We start from the raw sequence: 20508 nt of genomic DNA, 5'->3' as shown, positions 1-20508 counted from the left end.
ATGACGCGGCCCGCACCGCCGTGCGCGTCCGCATCCGCCGCATCCGAAGCCCTGAGGAGACCCCCCATGCCCCCGATGCCCGATGACCCTGTGCTGCGCGTGCACGGCCTGACCCGCCGCTTCGGCGATCGGACCGTGGTGGACGGGCTGGACTTCGCCCTGCGCCCCGGCACGATGACCGGGTTCCTCGGCGCCAACGGCGCCGGGAAGACCACCACCCTGCGCATGATCATGGGGATCCTGGAACCCACGGCGGGGGAGGTCCTGTGGCGCGGTGAGCCCCTGGGCGCGGAGCAGATCGGCCGCTTCGGGTACATGCCGGAGGAGCGCGGACTGTGGCCCAAGCAGCGGATCCTCGACCAGCTGGTCTACCTCGCCCAGCTGCACGGCGTGGCCCGGGCCGAGGCCCGCGAGCGGGCCGGGCGGCTGCTGGAGGAGTTCGGCCTCGCGGATCGCGGCCGTGACCTGCTGGAATCCCTTTCCCTGGGCAACCAGCAGCGCGTGCAGATCGCGGCGGCCCTGATCCACGAGCCGGAGGCCCTAATCCTGGACGAGCCGTTCTCCGGGCTGGACCCCGCGGCCGTGGACTCCATGGTCGAGATGCTGCGTCGCCTGCTGCGCCGCGGGGTGCCCGTGCTGTTCTCCAGCCACCAGCTGGACCTGGTGGAGCGGCTGTGCGAGGACGTCGTCATCCTCCACGAGGGGACGGTGGCCGTCACCGGGAGCGCCGAGACCCTGCGCAGCGCCGGCCCGGCCCGCTACCGGATCACCGCCGAGGCGGACCTGGGCTGGCTGCGGGACGTCCCCGAGCTGGAGGTGCTCGACGTCGCCGGGCGCGAGGCGCTCGTGGAGCTGCCCGAGGACCCGGGGGAGAGCGAGCGGACGCGCTCGCGCCTGCTGGCCGACCTCGTGCCCAGCGGGCTCACCGGCTTCACCCGCATCTACCCGACCCTCAGCGAGATCTACCGGAAGGCCACCCGATGACCACCGCCTGGCAGACCGTGGCGCTGCGCGAGATCGCCGTGCGCGCCACCGCGAAATCGTTCCTGACCAGCCTCGCCGTCACGCTGGTCCTCATCATCGGCGGCATCGCCGCCTACTCCTGGTTCTCCGACCGCGGCACCGAGACCACCGTGGCGGTCTCCTCCTCCCAGGCCCAGCGGTACGTGGAGCAGGCCGAGACGACGCTGCACGAGAGCTCGGCGCAGGACTCCCTGACCCCCGAGCGGGTCGGGAGCGATCAGGAGGCCATCGACCCCGTCGAACGGGACGAGGCGGACCTGGCCCTCATCCAGCGTGGGGGTCACTGGAGCATCGTCACCCCGGACGGGGCCGCCACCCAGCACTCCCGCATCCTGACCGAGGTCATCACCGAGGATCTGGAGGCCCGGGCGGCCGCAGAACAGGGAGTGGACCTGACGGCCCTGCGTGCCGAGGCCCGGGTGTCCCTGGAGGGCACGGACTCCTCCCAGCAGGTGGCCGCCGGGCGGGTGCTCAGCTTCGTCTTCGCGATCCTGTTCTACCTGGCCGCGGTCGTCTTCGGCATGGGCATCGCGCAGTCCATCCTGGAGGAGAAGTCCCACCGGGTCGTGGAGATCATCGCGGCCGCCGTGCCCGTGCGCCAGGTGCTCATCGGCAAGCTCGCGGCCAACATCGGGCTGGCCCTGGGTCAGCTGGTCCTCTACCTGGCCGCCGGACTGCTGGCGATGAACCTCTTCGACGTCGGCCTGGAGATGGGCTGGGTGCTGCGCGGCTCGGGATGGTTCCTGGCCTTCTTCCTCGTGGGCTTCTCGATCCTCGCGGCGCTGTGGGCGGTGGCCGGGGCGATGGCGGATCGGCCCGAGGACCTCTCCGCGACCTCCACCCCGCTGACCACGATCCTCATGGTCCTGTACTTCGCCGGGCTGCTGGCCTCCGGCACCGTGCAGACCGTGCTGTCCTGGGTGCCGCTGGCCTCCTCGGTGGTGATGCCGCTGCGCCTGGTGCAGGGCACCGCCGGGCCCGTGGAGGGCGCGGCTTCGCTGGGCCTGGGCCTGCTGGCCCTGGTGCTGATCACCGCGTGGGCCGGGCGCGTGTACCGGCGGGCGGTGCTGCGCACCGGGACCCGGCTGCGCTGGGGACAGGTGCTCACCGGCCGGTCCTGACACCGGGGCGGGGAGAGGGCGGCTGCGCGCGGTGCTGGTCAGGGCTTGACCCATCTGGCATACTTGACGGGTACTCGATGCGCGCGGCCCCTCTCACCGCGTCGTCATTGTGTCCGCATCGAGCCGCCAGGCACCACCGCCCACCCCACGGCGCGTACCGCCTGCGACCGGCTCACCATGTACAGAAACAGGAGAGTCCACAACAGTGGCTACGAAGATCCGTCTGAAGCGTATGGGTAAGATCCGCGACCCCCGCTACCGCGTGGTGGTCATGGATTCCCGCACCAAGCGCGATGGCCGCGCGATCGAGGAGATCGGCATCTACCAGCCGACCGAGAACCCCTCGCTCGTGCGCATCGACTCGGAGCGCGCCCAGCACTGGCTGTCCGTCGGCGCCCAGCCGACCGAGCAGGTGCTGAAGCTTCTCAAGCTGACCGGCGACTGGGCCAAGTTCACCGGCGAGGGCTCCACCGAGTCCTCCGTCAAGCCGGTCGAGCCCAAGCCCGAGTTCACCGTCCCGGAGAAGGGCTCCGTGATCATCACCGAGGCCGTCACCCCCAAGGGTGAGCAGAAGGCCGAGGAGTCCGAGGCCCCGGCCGACGAGTCCGCCGAGTAATCATGCTCGCCGACGCGCTGGAACACCTCATCAAGGGCATCGTGGATGATCCCGAGGAGGTCGAGGTCCGCTCCCACAGCGGCCGCCGCGGCCACACCCTCGAGGTCCGCGTGGATCCCGAGGACCTCGGGCGCGTCATCGGACGTAGCGGGCGCACCGCGAAGTCCATCCGCACCGTGATCGGCGCGCTGGCGGAGGATGAGCAGGTCAAGGTCGACATCGTCGACACCGATCGCCGCTGATCCCCGCCGCCGTCGGACCGCACCCGCGCGTCATCGACCGCCGCGGGAGCCGACGCAGCCAAGGCCCGCGGCCGCCGCACCCCGGCGGCCGCGGGCCTTCGCCGTTCCCACATCCCTTCAGACCCCACTCCCAGGAGGACCAGTGCGCGTCCAGGCCGCCCGCATCGGCAAACCCCACGGCATCCGCGGGGAGGTGACCGTCCAGCTGCTCACCGACGACCCCGAGACCCGCTTCGCCCGGGGCGAGGTCCTGATCCTGGAGCCGGCCAGCCCGCTGGCCCCCGAAGGCACCCTCACGGTGGCCGGCGCCCGGTGGAACAAGTCCATCCTGGTGCTGCGCTTCGAGGAGGTCTCCGACCGCAACGGGGCCGAGGCCCTGCGCAACCACCACCTGCTCATCGACACCGAGGAGGCGGAGGAGACCGAGGGGTACTACGAGCACGAGCTCACGGGCCTGGCCGTGTACGCCGTGGACCCCGAGGAGTGGGACCGCGCCGGTGAGGATGCAGCGCGTGCTCGGCTGGGGGAGCCGGTCGGGACCGTCTCCGGGCTGCAGACCCTGCCGACCCAGGACCTGCTGGCCGTGACCCTCGCGGACGGCTCCGAGTCCCTGGTGCCCTTCGTGGCTGAGATCGTCCCGGAGGTGGACCTGGAGGCCGGGCGGATCATCATCACGCCCCCACCGGGCCTGCTGGACCTGAACCGGGACGACGCCGACGCGCCGGACCGGGGCGACGACGACGCGCAGGACGGGGAGCCGCGGCCGTGAGGCACCGCTACGACGTCGTCTCCATCTTCACGGAGTACCTGGCGCCCCTGGAGCTGTCCCTGATCGGCAAGGCCCGCCGCGCCGGTCTGCTGGATCTGCGCGTGCACGACCTGCGCGAGCACACCCACGACCGACACCGCACCGTGGACGACACCCCCTACGGCGGCGGGGCCGGGATGGTCATGAAGCCCGAGCCGTGGGCCGAAGCCCTGGAGGCCATCCTCGATGAACCCGCCGATACCGCCGAACCCGCCGAGCCTGCCCAACCCGCCGAGCCTGCGCAGCCAGATCCTCGGCCGCTGCTGATCGTGCCCTCCCCGGCCGGGGAGGTCTTCACCCAGCGCACCGCCGAGGCCTGGGCGCAGGAGGAGCACCTGGTCTTCGCCTGCGGGCGCTACGAGGGCATCGACGAGCGCGTGCTGGAGTGGGCCGCCGAGCGCTTCCGCGTGCGCCCCGTGAGCATCGGGGACTACGTGCTCAACGGGGGAGAGGTCGCCGTGATGGCGATGATCGAGGCCGTGGCCCGGCTGCTGCCCGGGGTCATCGGCAACCCCGCCTCGCTGGTCGAGGAATCCCACGCGGAGGGACTGCTGGAGTACCCCGTGTACACCAAGCCGGCCGACTGGCGCGGCCGGGAGGTGCCGCAGGTGCTGCTGACCGGCAACCATGCGCTGATCGCCCGGACCCGCCGGGACTGGCAGCTGCGCCGCACGCTGGAGCGCCGCCCCGACCTGATCGAGGCGCTGCCCCCGCAGCGCCTGGACGCGCGCGACCGGGCGGTGCTCGAGGAGGCCGCCCGCGACACTGGCGGCGAGGGCGCCGACCCGCTAGGATAGGCGATTGCGCCGTGTTCGGGCACGCCCCTGCCGCAGGGGGAAGAGCGACCTGACGGACACGGCACCGAGGCACCGATCCTGCTTCGGATACCCAGCAGCACCGCCCACCCCCGGATCCCCGGGGCGCACGGCGGCGTGAGCATCGGTCGGCGACCTGCGGCGGCGGCCGAGGAGAAGCGAACAGTCATGCAGACTCTCGATTTCATCGACAGCAAGTCCCTGCGCCAGGACATCCCGGACTTCGGTCCCGGCGACACCCTGGACGTGCACGTCAACATCGTGGAGGGCAACCGCTCCCGCGTCCAGGTGTTCCGCGGCTACGTCGTCGGGCGCCAGGGTGCCGGGGTGCGCGAGACCTTCACCGTCCGCAAGGTCTCCTTCGGCGTCGGCGTGGAGCGCACCTTCCCGGTGCACTCCCCGATCATCGACAAGATCGAGGTGCTGACCCGCGGTGACGTGCGCCGCGCCAAGCTGTACTACATGCGCGAGCGCCACGGCAAGGCCGCGCGCATCCGCGAGAAGCGCGACAACGCGTAGGGTTGTCACCCTCATCTCGGGCGGAGCCTTCCGCCCCTGAGGCCAAGCGCCGACTCCCGCTCGGGGGTCGGCGCTTGGTCGTTGCGGTCCTGGCCCTGGCGCTGACGCTGATGATCCTCGTGCGCTGCCTGCTGCTGGAGATCTTCACGGTGCCCTCCGGGTCCATGGAGGACACCCTGATGCCGGGGGATCGGATCGCGGTCTGGCGGGTGGGTCAGGACCACCCGGAGCGTGGGCAGATCATCGTCTTCGACGGCACCGGCTCCCTGGCCCCCTACCGCTCCGAGGGCGGGTGGCTGGGCCACACCCTGGAGGTCGCCGGCGCCTGGACCGGCCTGCGCATCCGCGAGGACGTGTTCGTCAAGCGCGTGATCGGCGTCGGCGGGGACACCGTGCGCTGCTGCTCCGCGGACGGGCGCCTGGAGGTCAACGGCCAGCCCCTGACCGAGCCGTACCTGCCGCCCGGGGAGAAGCCCTCCGAGCAGGAGTTCTCCGTGCGGGTTCCCGCCGGCCGGCTGTGGGTCATGGGGGATCACCGCTCCGACTCCCGGGACTCCCGGGCGCTGCTCGGGGCCCCCGGCGGGGGGATGATCCGCGAGGACCGGATCATCGGCACCCCCGTGGCCATCGTCTGGCCGCTGCACCGCATTCACAGCCTGGACCGTTAGACTGCGGTAGCCCCATCCACCACCCGGCGGGCCCCCCGCCGACCCGGCCCATGAAGGAATCCCATGGCAGATCCGGCCACGCCCGCGGCCTCCCACCCCGACGACGCCGCCCCGACCCCCGCGGCCGGGCACCGCTCCCGGAGGGCTCGGCGCCGGGACCGGGAGGAGCGGCCGCAGGGGGCCTGGGGGAAGATCCGGGAGACCCTGCTGGTCATCCTCTACGCGGTGATCATCGCCTTCCTGGTCAAGACCTTCCTGCTGCGCGGCTTCTACATCCCCTCCGGCTCGATGGAGAACACCCTCGAGCTGAACGACCGCATCTTCGTCAACGTCGCCGGCAGCTGGTTCCACGACCCTTCCCGCGGGGACATCATCGTCTTCGAGGACACCCAGGGGTGGATCCCCGCCTCGCAGCAGGGCCAGGTCTCCCCGGCGCGCAAGGCGCTGTCCTTCGTCGGGGTCATGCCGGATGCCTCGGAGAACTACCTCATCAAGCGCGTCATCGGCACCGGCGGGGACCACGTGGTGTGCAAGGACGCCGATTCCGAGGTCACCGTCAACGGCAGGACCCTGGACGAATCCTCCTACCTGTACCCCGGCTCCCACCCCTGCGGGATGCCCTTCGACGTGACCGTGCCCGACGGCGAGTTCTTCGTGATGGGCGACCACCGGGACGCCTCGGCGGATTCCCGGTACCACATCGAGCAGAAGACGGAGTTCGTGAAGGCGGACGACGTCGTCGGCCGGGCCTTCGTCACCGCGTGGCCGCTGAACCGCTTCCACCTGCTGGACGACCACCACGAGGTCTTCGCCGACGTGCCGGCCCCCTCGAAGTCCTGATGCCCGACGCCGAGCACGTCCGGCCCGCGACCGGAAGGCCCCGCACGGTGCGCCGCGCGGCGGACCTGGACCTGGAGCGCAGCCTGCTGGGCCCGCGGTGCCGATCCGTGGCCGGCATGGACGAGGTGGGCCGCGGCGCCCTGGCCGGTCCCGTGGCGGTCGGGGCCGCCGTCGTGGATGCCCGCACCCGGCTGACCATCCCGGATCTGACGGACTCCAAGCTGCTCTCACCGGCCCGACGCACGACCATGGCCGAGCAGATCGCGGCCTGGATCCCCGCGGCCGTGGGTTGCGCCTCCCCGCGGGAGATCGACCTGCTGGGCATCACCGGGGCCCTGCGCCTGGCCGGGCAGCGCGCGCTGGCCCGGCTGGGCGCGGCCGGGCACCGACCCGACGCCGTCCTGCTGGACGGCAGCCACGACTGGCTCACCGCGCCCGCCCCGGACCTGTTCGCCGAGCCGGACCCGGTGGCCCAGGCCCTGGAGACCGAGAACCTGCCCGCGTGGACCGGAACGGTGAGCACCCGGGTGAAGGCGGACGTGACCTGCGCCAGTGTCGCCGCGGCTTCCGTCTGGGCGAAGGTGCACCGGGACGCCCTGATGCTCGAGCTGGATGCCGCCCACCCCGGCTACGGGTGGGCCGGGAACAAGGGCTATGGTGCGGCGGCCCACCGCAGCGCCATCGCCTCCCTGGGGCCCACCCCGCAGCACCGGCTCACCTGGAAGCTGGGGGCCGACCCCGAGGCCCTGGCCGCCGCCCGGTCCGCCCGCGGCTGATCCCCCTCCCGACGTCCGGCCCTCCTGTTCCGGCCTCGCCCCTGCCCCGCCCCTCGGTGTGGCTCCCGTTCCTCGGCGCGTCGCGCCTGCGCCGCCGAACCCCTCGTCCGGCCCGTCCGGTCCGCGCCCCTGCACCCGGGAACGGAGGGAGACCGGTCGTCCGGATCGGTGGATGCGGCCCGTGATCCGGGCTTCCCATCCACTTTCACCGCCCCGAGCCCGCCGTTTCCGGCCCGCGCCCGTTCCGCTGCGTCCACGATGGGTGCCGACGGAAAGGCAGGTGCCGACATGGACGAGCGAGCACAGACCGGACGGTGGGGCGAGCAGATCGCCGCCGCCGTGATGATCGGACGCGGGTGGGAGGTGCTGGAGCGCAACTGGCGGCCGCCCGCCGGCGCGCAGGCCGAGCGCGGCGAGCCCGCACGCGGGGAGCTGGACCTGATCCTGCGCGCCCCGGAGGGGTACGTGATCTGCGAGGTCAAGACCCGCACCACCGCGGACTGCGGTCACCCCTTCGAAGCCATCGACGAGCAGAAGATTCGCAGCCTGCGCCGGCTCACGGGGGAGTGGACCCGCGGATGCGGGCTGCGACCGGGGCCGGTGCGCATCGACGCGGTGGCCATCACCGGCACCCCGACGGGCTTCACCTACGAGCAGCTGGAAGGGGTGGGCTGAGATGGGCTTCGCCCGCACGCACACCGTCGCCCTGCTGGGCCTGGAGGGCCACCTGGTGGATGTGGAAGCCGACATCGGCGCATCCCTGCCGTCCTTCGTGCTCCTGGGGCTGCCGGACGCCACGCTCATGGAGTCCCGGGAGCGGATCCGCTCGGCGGCCAAGAACAGCGGGCGCGCCCTGGCCCCGCGGCGCATCACCGTGAACCTCACCCCGGCGACCCTGCCGAAGACCGGCTCGGGTTACGACCTCGCGATCGTCATGGCCGCGGTGCAGGCCGACGGCGCCACCGAGCCCACCGGCGGGTGCGTCTACCTGGCCGAGCTCGGCCTGGACGGCTCCCTGCGTCCCGTGCCCGGGGTCTTCCCCAGCGTCGCCGCGGCGGTGGCCGCTGGACACGAGCACGTCGTGGTGGCGGAGGAGGACCTGCCGGAGGCGCAGCTGGTGCAGGGGGCCGTCGTGCACGGGTTCTCCTGCCTGGCCGATGTCCTGGCCTGGGCCGGCGCCCGCACCGAGACGCTGATCCGCCCGCCGCAGCGCCCACGCGCCGTCGTCGCGGAGCCCGCGCCCGCAGCACCCAAGGACCTGGCCGACGTCGTCGGGCAGGAGGAGGGCCGCTGGGCCCTGGAGATCGCCGCCGCCGGAGGCCACCACCTGTCCATGGTCGGGCCACCCGGATCCGGGAAGACGATGCTCGCCGAACGGCTGCCGGGCATCCTCCCGCGGCTCGGGGCCGCCGAAGCCCACGAGGTCACCGCGGTGCACTCGATCGGCCAGCGCACCGCCCCGCTGACCCGGCTGATCGAGGATCCCCCGTGGGAGGCCCCGCACCACACCGCCTCGGCGGCCGCGATCGTCGGCGGGGGCAGCGGGCTGCCGCGACCCGGTGCCGCCTCCCGGGCCCACCGCGGCGTGCTCTTCCTCGACGAGGCCCCGGAATTCCGCCGCGGAGTTCTGGACGCGCTGCGCCAGCCCCTGGAATCCGGGCTGATCACCATCGACCGGGCCCGGGCCAGCGCACAGTACCCGGCCCGCTTCCAGCTCGTGCTGGCCGCCAACCCGTGTCCGTGCGGACGCTCCCAGGAGATGGGCGGGGGACGCTGCTCCTGCGGCCCGGTGGAGCGTCGTCGCTACCTCGCCAAGCTCTCCGGGCCGCTGCTGGACCGGGTGGACCTGCACATCACGGTGCCCAAGCTCTCCTACGCCCAGATGCGCAGCCGCGGCGAGGCCGAGACCAGCGCCGCCGTGGCCGCCAGAGTCCGCCAGGCCCGCGCGATCGCCGCCGAGCGGCTGGCCGGACTCGGCCTGTCCACCAACGGCCAGCTCGGCGGCACCCACCTGCGCGGTGCGCTGCGCCTGGAACCCACCGTGCTCACCCCGCTGCAGGGCCTGTTGGACCGGGGCGAGCTGACCCTGCGCGGCTGCGACCGCGTGCAGCGCCTGGCCTGGACCATCGCGGATCTGGAGGGGCGCACCTCGCCTGCACGCCAGGACATCGACACCGCGATCAGCCTGCGGCTGACCTCCCAGCTGGCTCCCGCCTGAGCACAGTCCCGCCGCCACGACCCGCCGACCGAACCACATCCCAGGAGACCGTCATGTCCTCTCCCGCCCCCGCCGCCGTGCGCACCGCCCGGCAGCGCCTGATGCAGATCGCCGAACCCCAGGACTCGGTGGCCATCGTGCTGGTCGCGGCCTTCGGACCGGAGCGCGCCCTGGCCATCGCCGAGGGCCGCGACCGCCCGAGCCCGGCCGAGCGGCGCGAAGCGGCCGAAGCCTGGCCCGAACACGCCCGCAGCCTCACCGAGGAGGCCCTGGAGCAGGCCGTGCGGCGGTGGCAGCCGCGGGTCGGGCTGCGCCGGGTCGAGGCCCTCGAGGAGACCCTCGCCCGCCACCACGGCGCCTGGTTCGCCTGCCCGGAGGATCCGGACTGGCCCGAGCCCTTCCTGGACCTCGGCCCGGCCCAGCCGTGGGGGCTGTGGGGGCGGGGGCAGCGGGAGCGGCTGGCCCGGTGCGGGGTCGGGGAGATCGCCTTCGTCGGCTCCCGGGACGCGACCGGCTACGGCACCGCCGTCACCTCCCACCTGGCCGGCGATCTGGCGGCCGAAGGCTACGGGATCCTGTCCGGCGGGGCCTTCGGGATCGACGCCGCCGCGCACCGGGCCGCCCTGGCCACCTCCGTCCGGGACCCGGCGACGGTGTGCTTCCTGGCCTGCGGCATCGACCGCTTCTACCCCCGCCGGCACGAGGACCTGCTGCGCGAGATCGCCGACCGCGGGCTGGTGCTCACCGAGGTCCCTCCCGGGTGCTCCCCGATGCGCCACCGCTTCCTGCAGCGCAACCGGCTGATCGCGGGGCTGGCGGAGGTGATCGTGGTGGTGGAGGCCGGGTGGCGCTCCGGGGCGCTGAACACCGCCCACCACGGCCTGGAATGGGGGCGCACGGTGGCCGCGGTCCCCGGCAGCGTGTTCAGCGCCCAGTCGGCGGGCTGCCACCGGCTGCTGCAGGAGGAGCCGGTGAGCATGGTCACCAGCACCCGGGACCTGCGGGAGCTCATCGGCTCCCCGCAGCTGCCGGGCCTGAGCGGCGCGGGGCAGGGACTCCTGCCGATGCCCGGGTCGGGGGCCGGCGCGGCCGGACCCGAGGCGTCGGGGCCTGAAGGCTCCGGGCTCGGCGGCGTCGCGGGAACCGGTGCCGGTCCCGGGGAGCCGGATCCGCGGGAGGGGTTGGACGAGGTGCAGCGGCTGGTGCTGGATGCCCTGCCCGTGGCCCGCGCCGTGCCCGCGGATCGGCTGTGCGCCGTCGCCGGGCTGGCGATCCGCCAGGTGCTGCCGAGCCTGTCTGTGCTGGAGGGCCGGGGGCTGGCCCAGCGGCGCGAGGACGGCACCTGGCGGCTGCACCCGGACTCCCGTCCGGCGCAGCGTGCGGGATCGGGCACCCCGGTGGATACAGTGTGAAGGGCAGGAGGTCGCCCCGGTTCCCTCGACCCGGGGCGACGGCGCACCCATCGACCCAGGAGGTCTCTGACGTGAGCGACACCGATGCCCGAGCGCCGCTGCGCGTGCACCTGACGGCCCAGCGACGCTCCCGGGAGATCGACGAGGCCCTGACCCGCCTCGGCGCGGAGGTCTTCCACTGCCCCGCCCTGGTGGTGGTGCCGGCCGAGCGGGACGAGCAGATCGCCCGGGACACCCGCGCGATCCTCGCCGCGCGTCCCGAGGCGGTGCTGATCACCACGGGGGTGGGGCTGCGCGCGTGGCTGGCGGCCGCCGATGCGCTCGAGCTCGGAGAGCCGCTGCGCCGCCTGCTCGGTCAGACCCGCCTGCTCGCCCGCGGGGCCAAGGCCCACGGGGCCATCAGGGCAGCCGGGCTCACGGCCGACTGGGTCGCACCCGGGGAGAGCACGAGCGAGCTGATCGAACACCTCACCGTCGAGGGGCTGAGCGGACGCACCGTCGCGATCCAGCACCACGGGATGGACGACGGCCGCGACGCCCGGGACCTGCGCGAACGGGGTGCGCAGGTGCACGGGGTGGTCCTGTACCGCTATGCCCAGCCCGCGGATCCGGAGCCGGTGCTGCGCAGCGTGCGCGAAGCCGCCGACGGATCGGCCGATGCCGTGCTGTTCACCTCCGCGGGGGCCGCCGCGGCGTGGCTGAAGGCGGCCGACGCCGAGCAGCGGTGCCGCCTGGCCGAGCGCAGCGCCTCGGGGGACCTCGGCCTGTTCGCCGTCGGGGCGGTCACCGCCGCACCCCTGCGGGAGCACGGCTTCACCGTGCAGCACCCCGAGCGCTTCCGGCTGGGGGCGATGCTGCGGCAGGTCGGTACATGGGCGCAGAGTCGATCACCTCGGGAGCGGCCGTGAGCGCCCCGACGGCCGACCGGCCCGGGGAGGACCGGTCGGGAGAGCCGGAGCTGGGGGAGGCCCACGCCCGCGCCCTGGGCGAGTACGAGGAGCACCTGCGGTGGGAGCGGCATCGCAGCCCGCGCACCATCGCCGCGTATCTGGGGGATCTGGCGGACCTGATGCGCCACGCCCAGCGCCGCGGACGCGAGAGCCCGGAGCAGATCACCCTGGAGGACCTGCGGGACTGGCTGGCCGGGCACGACGGTGCCGCCCGGACCAGCTCCGCCCGTCGGGCCTCCGCGGCGCGCGGCTTCTTCCGCTGGGCGCAGCGGGAGGGGCTGGTTCCCGTCGACCCTTCCGTGCGCCTGCAGTCGCCCAAGCGCCCCCGCAGCCTGCCGCCGGTGCTCTCCGCCGCGCAGGTCGAGGCCGTCATCGCCCACCTGCGCGAGCCCGAGCGCGCCCGTTCCGACGCGGCCGAAGCTGCGGCGGCCGAGTCCGGGGCGTCCGCGGGCCCCGGCAGCGAAGGATCAGAGCCTCCCGCGGCCCGCACCCGCCGGCTGCGGACGCTGGCGGTCGTGGAGGTGCTGTATTCGACCGGCGCGCGCATCGCGGAGCTGGCCGGCCTGGATCTGGGGGACATCTCCTGGGAGCGGCGCACCCTGACCCTGACCGGCAAGGGCAACCGGCAGCGCACCGTCCCCCTGGGGGCCCCGGCCGTCGCCGCCCTGCGTGCCTGGCTGGAGCAGGGCCGCCCCCGCTGGGCCGGTGCCCACCCCGAGGGGTCGGCCGCGTCGGCGGTGTTCCTCGGGCCCCGCGGCGGACGGGCGGACCCGAGGCAGCTGCGGGAGGATATCAACGCGGCCCTCACCCGAGCCACGGACACCGGGGTGACCGGCGCCCACGTCTTCCGCCACAGCGCGGCCACGCACCTGGTGGACGGCGGGGCCGACATCCGCGCGGTCCAGGAGCTGCTGGGACACGCCAGCCTGGCGACCACCCAGATCTACACCCACGTCTCGGTGCAGCGCCTGGCCGACACCTACCGCGGGGCCCACCCACGGGCCTGAGCGCGCCGGGTCGCGGTTGGCCCATCGCTGCGGGTGGGGCACAATGGTGCCCGGGCGAGGGCCCGCAACGTCCGCCGTCGGGGCGACAGATCGTAGGGGAAGACGCATCTGTCCCGTGTCCCGAGGAGACGACGTGAACACCCCCCGCACCCACGGGGTGCTGCACATCCACGCAGCCCCCGCCTCGCTGTGCCCGCACATCCGGTGGGCCCTGGAATCCGTGGTCGGACGCACCCCGGAGCCCCAGTGGTCCCCGCAGTTCGCCCTGCCCGGACAGGTGCGCACCACCCTGGAATGGGAGGGCCCCTGCGGCACCGGTGCCCTGCTGGCCTCCGCCCTGCGTCAGCTGGGGAATCTGCGCTTCGAGATCCACGAGGAGGCCCGCCCCGGATCCGACGCCGGTCGCTGGGCCTACACCCCCGGCCTCGGCATCTTCTGGGCCATGACGGATGCCGCCGGGAACACCGTCATCACCGAGGACCGCGTGCGCTGCGCCTACGAGAGCGCCCAGGGTGATCCCCAGGCCCTGCTGCGCCAGTTCTCCCTCGCGCTGGGGGAGGCGTGGGACGAGGAGCTGGAGCCCCTGCGCGAGTGCGTCAGCGCCCCGGAGAACGTGCGCGTGCTGCACCGGGTGAGCTGACCCCGAGCCTGCTCGGCCTCAGCGGCACCGCACCACCCAGGAACGCCCCCTGCTGAGATGCTGAGTTCGTGCTGAGATGCGGGGATCGTGCTGAGATACCGCACGGCGGGACGCATCTCAGCACGAACAGCGCATCTCAGCACGAAACCCGCCTGCCGGGAACCCGCCGCGGCCCCCGGCATGGCACCCGCGGCGTGAGGAAAGCCAGAGAAGCACCCACGGGAGACGACGGCGCCCCGGCAGGATCTGTCCAGCCGGGGCGCCGTCGTGCGCGTGGGGGATGCGGGGGTCAGTTCACCCAGCGGAAGGCGGCCACCGAGTTGTGCCCGCCGAAGCCGAAGGAGTTGGAGACCGCGACGATCTCCCCGGCCGGCAGATCCCGGGCCTGGGTGACCACATCCAGGTCGATCTGCGGGTCCTGGTGCTCCAGGTTGATGGTCGCCGGGGCCTTGTGCTCGTGCACCGCCAGCACGGTCATCACGGCCTCGATCGCCCCGGCGGCGCCGAGCAGGTGCCCGGTCATGGACTTCGTGGCCGAGACCGCCATGTCATCGGTCGCGGAGCCGAAGGCCGCCCGCAGGGCCGTGGCCTCCGGGATGTCCCCCACGGGGGTGGAGGTCGCGTGCGCGTTGACGTGCTTGACGTCGGCGGCGGTGAAGTCCCCGGAGGCCATCGCCTCGCGCAGGCTGCGCGCGGCACCGAGGCCCTCGGCGTCGGGGGCGGTGATGTGGAAGGCGTCCGAGGAGACCCCGGTGCCGGCCAGCTCCGCGTAGATGCGCGCCCCGCGGGCCTTGGCGTGCTCCTCCGACTCGATGATCAGCGCTGCGGCGCCCTCGCCCATCACGAAGCCGTCCCGATCGACGTCGTAGGGGCGGGAGGCCCGCTCCGGCTCGTCGTTGCGCGTGGACAGCGCCTGCATCTTCGCGAAGGCCGCCAGCGGCAGGGGGTGGATCGCGGACTCGGTGCCGCCGGCGACCACGACGTCGGCCTTGCCGGTGCGGATCAGGTCCAGGGCCACGTGCAGGGCCTCCGTGCCGGAGGCGCACGCGGAGACGACGGTCTGCGCCGCAGCGCGGGCCTTGTGGTTCAGGGAGACGGCGGCCGCGGCCCCGTTGGGCATCAGCATCGGCACCGTCATCGGCAGCACCCGGCGGGGGCCGCGCTCGCGCAGCGTGTCCCAGCTGTCCAGCAGGGTCCACACCCCGCCGATCCCGGTCCCGAAGGACACGGCCACCCGCTCCGGATCCAGCTCCTCGCTGGCCTCGGCGTCCTCACCGGTGAACCCGGCGTCGGCCCAGGCCTGACGGGCCGAGTGCACGGCGAACTGCCCCGAGGGGTCCAGGCGCTTGGTCTCCACCCGGGAGACGTACTCGGACTCGCTGATGGGGGAGCTGACCCGCCCGGCGATGTAGACGGGCAGCTGGTGCTGCTGCACCCACTCGTCCTCCAGACGGACGACGCCGGAGACTCCCTTCAGGGCGTTGGCCCACATCTGGTGGGCGCTGGCGCCGATCGGTGAGATGGCTCCGAGACCGGTCACGACTGCTTTGCGACTCATCTGCCGAGAACTTTCTGTTGCGGGGAGCCCGCGGGGCGGGCGGATGGTGCTGGCCGGGGTTCGCGGCGAGAGCGCGCGGGGCACGGCGCCGACTGGGCGCCGCACCCCACGCGGCGGCTTCGCCGTCCGCCGTCAGTTGGAGGCGTTGGCGATGAAGTCGACGGCGTCGCCGACGGTCTTGAGGTTCTTGACCTCCTCGTCCGGGATGGTCACCCCGAACTTCTCCTCCGCGTTGACGACGATGGTCATCATGGAGATGGAGTCGATGTCCAGGTCCTCGGTGAAGGACTTCTCCAGCTGGACCTCCTCGGTCTCCACACCGGTCTCCTCGTTGACGATCTCGGCCAGTCCGGCGAGGATCTCGTTCTTGTCAGCCATCGGTTCTCCTTGTCTTGCAGTCTCCCGGCGGCGCTTGGGCCGCGCGGGCCGAATGGGTTTCGCTCTGCCGGGGGCCAGTCTACCGGCCCCGGCGCCGCTCCGCTTCTTCCCCGCGGTCAGCGGCCACCCCGCGGGGGTCGGGGATCAGGGCTGCGGCAGCTGCTCCGGGGAGCTCAGGGCCGTGACCGGCACGCCCTTCATGGCGCGCCGGGCCAGCCCGGTCAGGGTGCCGGCCGGGGGCAGCTCCCACGCGGAGTCGACGCCCAGCTCCAGCAGCTTCTGCTGGCACAGGTCCCAGCGCACCGGGCGGGTCACCTGGTCCACCAGGGACTGCAGGGCCGCGGCCCCGGAGGTCACGGGCTTGCCGTCGCGGTTGGACAGCAGGGTCGAGACCGGCTCGGCGGGCTCCAGGCCGCGGGCCAGCTCCTGCAGAGGTCCCACGGCCGGGCGCATGTGGTGGGTGTGGAAGGCCCCGGCGACCTTCAGCGGGATCACGCGGGTGCGGGCCGGGGGAGCGGCCGCGAAGGCCTCCAGCTGGGCGGCGGTGCCCGCGGCGACGATCTGACCGCCGCCGTTGGCGTTGGCCGCCGTCAGTCCGGCCTCCTCGATGGCCGCGCGCACCTGCTCCTCGTCCCCGCCGAGCACCGCGGCCATCCCGGTGGGTTCGGCCGCGGCGGCCCGGGCCATGCCCTCGGCGCGGACCTTGATGAAGCGCAGCGCGTCCTCCGCGCTGAGCACGCCGGACAGCGCGGCCGCGGTGATCTCCCCGACCGAGTGCCCGGCCCAGACCAGGTCCTCGCCGGTCAGGGCCTCCTTCAGCCGCTCGCCGGCCACGATGCCCGCGGCCACGATCAGCGGCTGGGCGATCGCGGTGTCCTTGATGGTCTCCTCATCGGCCTCGGTGCCCAAGCGCACCAGGTCCAGTCCGACGACGTCGCCCAGCCCCGCCAGGCGGGTGCGCAGCGCTTCGTCGTCGAGCCACGGCGAGAGGAATCCGGGTTTCTGGGAGCCCTGTCCAGGGCAGAGTATGGCAATCACGGTCTCAGCTTTCCACGAATCGGCGCGCAGATCATGTCCGTACGGGCCGTGGGGCGCTCCGGTTTTCCCGGCCCCGCCCTGCGACCCGTGCGGAGACCCCCCGCACAGACGCCCGCGGGCCGGGTCCGGACGGGGGCCGTCGCACTGACGGTCCCGTCGGTCCCGGCCCGCGGGTAGCAGGGTCGGGCTCAGGCGGCTTCCCCGCCGGAGTTGCCGGAGACCCCGGCGGCCGGATCCAGCAGGTGGTACCGGTCGATGGCCTGACGCGGGGCGTCGGCGTCGACCTCGCCGCGGGCCGCCAGCATCTCCAGGGCGCGCACCACCATCGAGTGGGCGTCGATGTGGAAGAACCGGCGGGCCCCGGCCCGGGTGTCGGAGAAGCCGAAGCCGTCCGCACCCAGGGTCGCGAACTCGTTGGGCACGTACTGGCGGATCTGATCGGGCACGTCGGAGGTGAAGTCCGAGGAGGCCACGATCGGGCCGGTGGCGCCTTCCAGCTGGCTGGTCACGAACGGCACCCGCTGCTCCTGCTCCGGGTGCAGCATCGCCTGCTCCTCGGCCTTGCGGGCGTCCCGGCGCAGCTCGTTCCAGGAGGTCACGGACCACACGTCGGCGGAGACCTTCCAGTCCTCGGCCAGGATCCGCTGCGCCTCCAGGGCCCACGGCACCGCCACGCCGGAGGCGAGCAGCTGGGCTCGCGGCCCGTCGATCTCGGCGGGCTTGAGCAGGTAGATGCCCTTGAGGATCCCCTCCACGTCCACGTCCTCCGGCTCGGCCGGCTGCACGATCGGCTCGTTGTACACCGTGAGGTAGTACATGACGTCGTGGTCTTCGTCGCCCTCGCCGTACATGTGCTCCAGGCCGCGCTGGACGATGTGGGCGATCTCGTAGCCGTAGGCGGGGTCGTAGTGGCGCACCGCCGGGTTGGTCGAGGCCAGGATCGGGGAGTGCCCGTCCATGTGCTGCAGGCCCTCGCCGGCCAGGGTCGTGCGCCCGGCCGTCGCGCCGATGATGAACCCGCGGGAGAGCTGGTCCGCGGCGGCCCAGAAGCCGTCGCCGGTGCGCTGGAAGCCGAACATCGAGTAGAAGATGTACACCGGGATCATCGGGACGCCGTGGGTGGAGTAGGAGGAGCCGACGGCGGTGAACGCCGCGGTGGCCCCGGCCTCGTTGATGCCCACGTGCAGCAGCTGACCGTCCGTGGCCTCCTTGTAGGCCAGCATCAGCTCGCGATCCACGGACAGGTAGTTCTGGCCGTTGGGGTTGTAGATCTTCTGCGTGGGGAAGAAGGAGTCCATGCCGAAGGTGCGGGCCTCATCCGGGATGATCGGGACGATCCGCTTGCCGAACTCCTTGTCCCGCATCAGGTCCTTGAGCAGGCGCACGAAGGCCATGGTGGTGGCCGCCATCTGCTTGCCCGAGCCCTTCTTGGCCCCGGCGTAGGCCTTCTCCGGGGGCAGGGAGATGGGCCGCTGGTGTCCGTCGCGGATCGGGATGAACCCGCCGAGCTCCCTGCGCCGCTCCAGCATGTACTTGATCTCCGGGGCGTCCGGACCCGGGTGGTAGTACGGGGCGCCGTAGAGGTCCTTCTCCAGCTCCTCGTCGGAGACGGGGATGCGCAGGCGATCCCGGAAGACCTTGAGGTCCTCTAGGGTCAGCTTCTTCATCTGGTGGGTCGCGTTGCGGCCCTCGAAGTGGGTGCCCAGCCCGTAGCCCTTGATGCCCTGGGCCAGGATGACGGTGGGCCGGCCCTTGGTCTCCAGGGCCTGCTTGTAGGCCGCATAGACCTTGCGGTAGTCGTGGGCGCCGCGCTTGAGGGACCAGATCTCGTCGTCGGACATGTCCGCGACCATCTCCTTGGTCTTGGGGGAGCGCCCGAAGAAGTGCTCGCGGATGAAGCCGCCGTTCTCCGCCTTGTAGGTCTGGTAGTCCCCGTCCAGCGTCTCGTTCATGATCTTCACGAGCTCGCCGTCCTCGTCCTTCTCCAGCAGCGCGTCCCACTCGCGGCCCCAGATGACCTTGATGACGTGCCAGCCGGCGCCGCGGAAGAACGCCTCCAGCTCCTGGATGATCTTGCCGTTGCCGCGCACCGGCCCGTCCAGGCGCTGGAGGTTGCAGTTGACGACGAAGGTGAGGTTGTCCAGCTTGTCGTTGGCCGCCAGCTGCAGGGCGCCGCGCGACTCGGGCTCGTCCATTTCGCCGTCGCCGAGGAAGGCCCAGACGTGCTGCTCGGAGGTGTCCTTGATCCCGCGGTTGTGCAGGTACTTGTTGAACTGCGCCTGGTGGATCGCGTTGAGCGGGCCCAGACCCATGGACACGGTGGGGAACTGCCAGAAGTCCTGCTTGCACCGGGGGTGCGGGTAGGAGGGCATCTCGTGGCCGGGCTTGGTCTTCTCCTGCCGGAAGGCGTCCAGGTCCTCCTCGGTCAGTCGGCCCTCAAGGTAGGCGCGGGCGTAGTTGCCGGGGGAGGAGTGGCCCTGGAAGTAGACCTGGTCCCCGCCGCCGGGGTGGTCCTGGCCGCGGAAGAAGTGGTTCAGGCCCACCTCGTAGAGGGTTGCCACGCCGGCGTAGCTGGAGATGTGACCGCCCACCCCGATCTCGGGGCGCTGGGCGCGGTGGACCATGACGGCGGCGTTCCAGCGCAGTAGCGCGCGGTACCGGCGCTCGATCTCCTCATCGCCCGGGAACTCCGGCTCCTGGTCCACGGGGATGGTGTTGACGTAGTCGGTGGTGGTCACGGTGGGGACCTGAACGGACTTGGCCCCGGCCCGCTGCAGCAGGCGGCGGACGATGAACTGGGCCCGCTCGGTGCCCTGGGTCTCGACGAGCTGGTCGAAGGCCTCCATCCACTCGGATGTCTCCTCGTGGTCCTGGTCGGCCATGCCGGCGGTGAGCTGGCTGAGGATGTGGTCGTTCGTCGCTGAGGGAGCCACGGTGAACCTCTTTCACTCGGTGTCAGTGGGGAGCATGCGCCCCGTCAGAGGCCGCTCCCGGCGCGCCCTCGTCGGCGCGCCGCGTCACCTTCCATGGTGTCATATCCGGGGTGTGCGGGCCCTTCCGTGGCGAGCCCGCCGACCCATGGCGTGCGCCACGTCGGGCGGGTGCCGACACTTGATCCGACGGCGTCGACGGTGTTGGGTGGTACGTGTGACGACGCCGGCGCGCGCCATCCCCGCGACGTCGGCCGTCGCCCGCGGCGAGCATCGGCTCCGCGGCGATCCCCAGACCCCTCAGGAGGAAGAACCAGTGAGCGAGACCACGACCGCCGAGGACCGCTCGGCAGTCCTGCTCGGTTTCAAGGAGGGCGACCTCATCCAGGAGTTCGGCTACGACGAGGACGTGGACTTCGCCCTGCGCGAGGACATCGAGGACCTCACGGGCGAGGAGCTGCTGGACGAGGACGCCCAGGAGGTCGCGGACGCGGTGCTGTTCTGGTGGCGCGCCGGGGACGGGGACCTCGTGGATGCGCTGGTGGACTCCCTGACCACCCTGGACGACGGCGGCGTCGTCTGGGTGCTCACCCCGAAGGCGGGGCGCGACGGCTACGTCTCCCCGGCCGACCTGCAGGAGGCCGCCCCCACCGCCGGGCTGCGGGTGACCACCACCGAGGCCGCCTGCCCCGAGTGGGCCGCGACCCGACTGGTGGGCACCCGGTTCTGAAGGCCCTCGCGGCCGCGGCGGATTCCCCCTGCGGGCTGTGCATCCGGTACGGTGTTCCCTCGGATCGGGTGCCGGCGGCTGCGCAAGCCTCCCACCCGTTCGCCAGGGTCTTTAGCTCAGCTGGCAGAGCGACTGGTTTACACCCAGTAGGTCATCGGTTCGATCCCGGTAGGACCCACCCACGATCGCGCCGCGGGCGCGCCCGCCCGGACTGTCCGC

General features: G+C 72.8%; 21 protein-coding genes and 1 tRNA gene. 18 read left to right on the top strand and 4 right to left on the bottom strand.

Going from position 1 to position 20508, the window contains the following annotated elements; translation table 11 throughout:
* Positions 1-66: 66 nt before the first annotated feature.
* The 16 genes from NQ707_RS02575 to NQ707_RS02500 all read left to right on the top strand — a co-directional run bounded on the left by NQ707_RS02575 (position 67) and on the right by NQ707_RS02500 (position 13655).
* Positions 67-984 carry an ABC transporter ATP-binding protein gene (locus tag NQ707_RS02575; RefSeq protein ID WP_404434590.1) on the top strand — a complete coding sequence of 306 codons (918 nt, stop codon included), beginning with the start codon at positions 67-69 and terminating at the stop codon, positions 982-984.
* A complete protein-coding gene (locus tag NQ707_RS02570; protein WP_404434588.1) occupies positions 981-2144 on the top strand; it encodes an ABC transporter permease in 1164 nt (387 codons plus the stop codon). The genes NQ707_RS02575 and NQ707_RS02570 overlap by 4 nt, the downstream gene beginning before the upstream one ends.
* A gap of 205 nt (positions 2145-2349) precedes the next feature.
* Complete coding sequence (gene rpsP, locus NQ707_RS02565; protein WP_075514937.1) at positions 2350-2760, top strand: 30S ribosomal protein S16; 411 nt, start codon at positions 2350-2352, stop codon at positions 2758-2760.
* A 2-nt stretch (positions 2761-2762) separates the two neighbouring features.
* Positions 2763-3002, top strand: coding sequence for an RNA-binding protein (locus NQ707_RS02560; protein WP_075514936.1), 240 nt, complete (start codon positions 2763-2765; stop codon positions 3000-3002).
* Between the two features lie 142 nt (positions 3003-3144).
* Complete coding sequence (gene rimM / locus NQ707_RS02555) at positions 3145-3771, top strand: ribosome maturation factor RimM (RefSeq protein ID WP_404434585.1); 627 nt, start codon at positions 3145-3147, stop codon at positions 3769-3771.
* Positions 3768-4607, top strand: a complete 840-nt coding sequence (gene trmD, locus NQ707_RS02550) for a tRNA (guanosine(37)-N1)-methyltransferase TrmD (RefSeq protein WP_404434583.1) — start codon at positions 3768-3770, stop codon at positions 4605-4607. Before rimM ends, trmD begins: the two co-directional genes overlap by 4 nt.
* Before the next feature lie 186 nt (positions 4608-4793).
* Positions 4794-5144, top strand: a complete 351-nt coding sequence (gene rplS, locus NQ707_RS02545) for a 50S ribosomal protein L19 (RefSeq protein WP_058731467.1) — start codon at positions 4794-4796, stop codon at positions 5142-5144.
* Positions 5145-5218: 74 nt separating this feature from the next.
* Complete coding sequence (gene lepB / locus NQ707_RS02540) at positions 5219-5812, top strand: signal peptidase I (protein ID WP_404434581.1); 594 nt, start codon at positions 5219-5221, stop codon at positions 5810-5812.
* Positions 5813-5875: 63 nt separating this feature from the next.
* Positions 5876-6652 carry a signal peptidase I gene (lepB, locus tag NQ707_RS02535; RefSeq protein WP_061224972.1) on the top strand — a complete coding sequence of 259 codons (777 nt, stop codon included), beginning with the start codon at positions 5876-5878 and terminating at the stop codon, positions 6650-6652.
* Entirely contained in the window at positions 6652-7428 is a 777-nt protein-coding gene (locus tag NQ707_RS02530; RefSeq protein WP_198490357.1) for a ribonuclease HII, read from the top strand. Before lepB (NQ707_RS02535) ends, NQ707_RS02530 begins: the two co-directional genes overlap by 1 nt.
* 288 nt (positions 7429-7716) lie before the next feature.
* Positions 7717-8103 carry a YraN family protein gene (locus NQ707_RS02525; RefSeq protein WP_075514930.1) on the top strand — a complete coding sequence of 129 codons (387 nt, stop codon included), beginning with the start codon at positions 7717-7719 and terminating at the stop codon, positions 8101-8103.
* A gap of 1 nt (position 8104) precedes the next feature.
* On the top strand, positions 8105-9646 hold the full coding sequence (locus tag NQ707_RS02520; protein ID WP_075514929.1) for a YifB family Mg chelatase-like AAA ATPase: 1542 nt from the start codon (positions 8105-8107) through the stop codon (positions 9644-9646).
* A 53-nt stretch (positions 9647-9699) separates the two neighbouring features.
* Positions 9700-11058 carry a DNA-processing protein DprA gene (locus NQ707_RS02515; protein ID WP_404434577.1) on the top strand — a complete coding sequence of 453 codons (1359 nt, stop codon included), beginning with the start codon at positions 9700-9702 and terminating at the stop codon, positions 11056-11058.
* Between the two features lie 71 nt (positions 11059-11129).
* Positions 11130-11966 carry a uroporphyrinogen-III synthase gene (locus NQ707_RS02510; protein WP_058731601.1) on the top strand — a complete coding sequence of 279 codons (837 nt, stop codon included), beginning with the start codon at positions 11130-11132 and terminating at the stop codon, positions 11964-11966.
* Entirely contained in the window at positions 11963-13015 is a 1053-nt protein-coding gene (locus tag NQ707_RS02505; protein WP_404434574.1) for a tyrosine-type recombinase/integrase, read from the top strand. Before NQ707_RS02510 ends, NQ707_RS02505 begins: the two co-directional genes overlap by 4 nt.
* Positions 13016-13148: 133 nt before the next feature.
* Positions 13149-13655: a DUF3145 family protein gene (locus NQ707_RS02500; protein ID WP_058731599.1), complete on the top strand. Its 507-nt coding sequence runs from the start codon at positions 13149-13151 to the stop codon at positions 13653-13655.
* 289 nt (positions 13656-13944) lie between these two features.
* Here the strand turns inward: NQ707_RS02500 and NQ707_RS02495 are convergent, their stop codons facing one another.
* The 4 genes from NQ707_RS02495 to aceE form a co-directional block, all read right to left on the bottom strand.
* The gene (locus NQ707_RS02495; protein WP_058731598.1) at positions 13945-15213 is read right to left on the bottom strand and encodes a beta-ketoacyl synthase; all 1269 of its coding nucleotides are present in this window, start codon (positions 15211-15213) and stop codon (positions 13945-13947) included.
* A 132-nt stretch (positions 15214-15345) separates the two neighbouring features.
* Positions 15346-15591: an acyl carrier protein gene (locus NQ707_RS02490; protein WP_058731597.1), complete on the bottom strand. Its 246-nt coding sequence runs from the start codon at positions 15589-15591 to the stop codon at positions 15346-15348.
* 144 nt (positions 15592-15735) lie between these two features.
* Entirely contained in the window at positions 15736-16629 is an 894-nt protein-coding gene (locus NQ707_RS02485) for an ACP S-malonyltransferase (protein WP_058731596.1), read from the bottom strand.
* A 188-nt stretch (positions 16630-16817) separates the two neighbouring features.
* Positions 16818-19511, bottom strand: coding sequence for a pyruvate dehydrogenase (acetyl-transferring), homodimeric type (gene aceE / locus NQ707_RS02480; protein WP_058731603.1), 2694 nt, complete (start codon positions 19509-19511; stop codon positions 16818-16820).
* 364 nt (positions 19512-19875) lie between these two features.
* Here aceE and NQ707_RS02475 point away from each other — a divergent pair, with 364 nt between their 5' ends.
* Positions 19876-20289: a DUF3052 domain-containing protein gene (locus tag NQ707_RS02475; RefSeq protein ID WP_058731595.1), complete on the top strand. Its 414-nt coding sequence runs from the start codon at positions 19876-19878 to the stop codon at positions 20287-20289.
* A gap of 105 nt (positions 20290-20394) precedes the next feature.
* Positions 20395-20467 (top strand) — tRNA-Val (locus NQ707_RS02470).
* Positions 20468-20508: the final 41 nt, after the last annotated feature.

This window comes from Rothia sp. BD8, assembly GCF_044878465.1.
Lineage (GTDB): Bacteria > Actinomycetota > Actinomycetes > Actinomycetales > Micrococcaceae > Rothia > Rothia kristinae.
The sequence above is the reverse complement of the archived record's forward strand: the minus strand, read 5'-3'. Positions and strand labels throughout refer to the sequence as shown.

Bases quoted from the DNA above. Each gene is read 5' to 3' on its own strand.
- NQ707_RS02520 (WP_075514929.1), top strand. From the start codon at position 8,105: ATGGGCTTCGCCCGCACGCACACCGTCGCCCTGCTGGGCCTGGAGGGC.
- NQ707_RS02525 (WP_075514930.1), top strand. From the start codon at position 7,717: ATGGACGAGCGAGCACAGACCGGACGGTGGGGCGAGCAGATCGCCGCC.
- NQ707_RS02575 (WP_404434590.1), top strand. From the start codon at position 67: ATGCCCCCGATGCCCGATGACCCTGTGCTGCGCGTGCACGGCCTGACC.
- NQ707_RS02490 (WP_058731597.1), bottom strand. From the start codon at position 15,591: ATGGCTGACAAGAACGAGATCCTCGCCGGACTGGCCGAGATCGTCAAC.
- aceE (WP_058731603.1), bottom strand. From the start codon at position 19,511: ATGGCCGACCAGGACCACGAGGAGACATCCGAGTGGATGGAGGCCTTC.
- NQ707_RS02515 (WP_404434577.1), top strand. From the start codon at position 9,700: ATGTCCTCTCCCGCCCCCGCCGCCGTGCGCACCGCCCGGCAGCGCCTG.
- NQ707_RS02495 (WP_058731598.1), bottom strand. From the start codon at position 15,213: ATGAGTCGCAAAGCAGTCGTGACCGGTCTCGGAGCCATCTCACCGATC.
- NQ707_RS02570 (WP_404434588.1), top strand. From the start codon at position 981: ATGACCACCGCCTGGCAGACCGTGGCGCTGCGCGAGATCGCCGTGCGC.
- NQ707_RS02560 (WP_075514936.1), top strand. From the start codon at position 2,763: ATGCTCGCCGACGCGCTGGAACACCTCATCAAGGGCATCGTGGATGAT.
- lepB (WP_061224972.1), top strand. From the start codon at position 5,876: ATGGCAGATCCGGCCACGCCCGCGGCCTCCCACCCCGACGACGCCGCC.
- rplS (WP_058731467.1), top strand. From the start codon at position 4,794: ATGCAGACTCTCGATTTCATCGACAGCAAGTCCCTGCGCCAGGACATC.
- NQ707_RS02530 (WP_198490357.1), top strand. From the start codon at position 6,652: ATGCCCGACGCCGAGCACGTCCGGCCCGCGACCGGAAGGCCCCGCACG.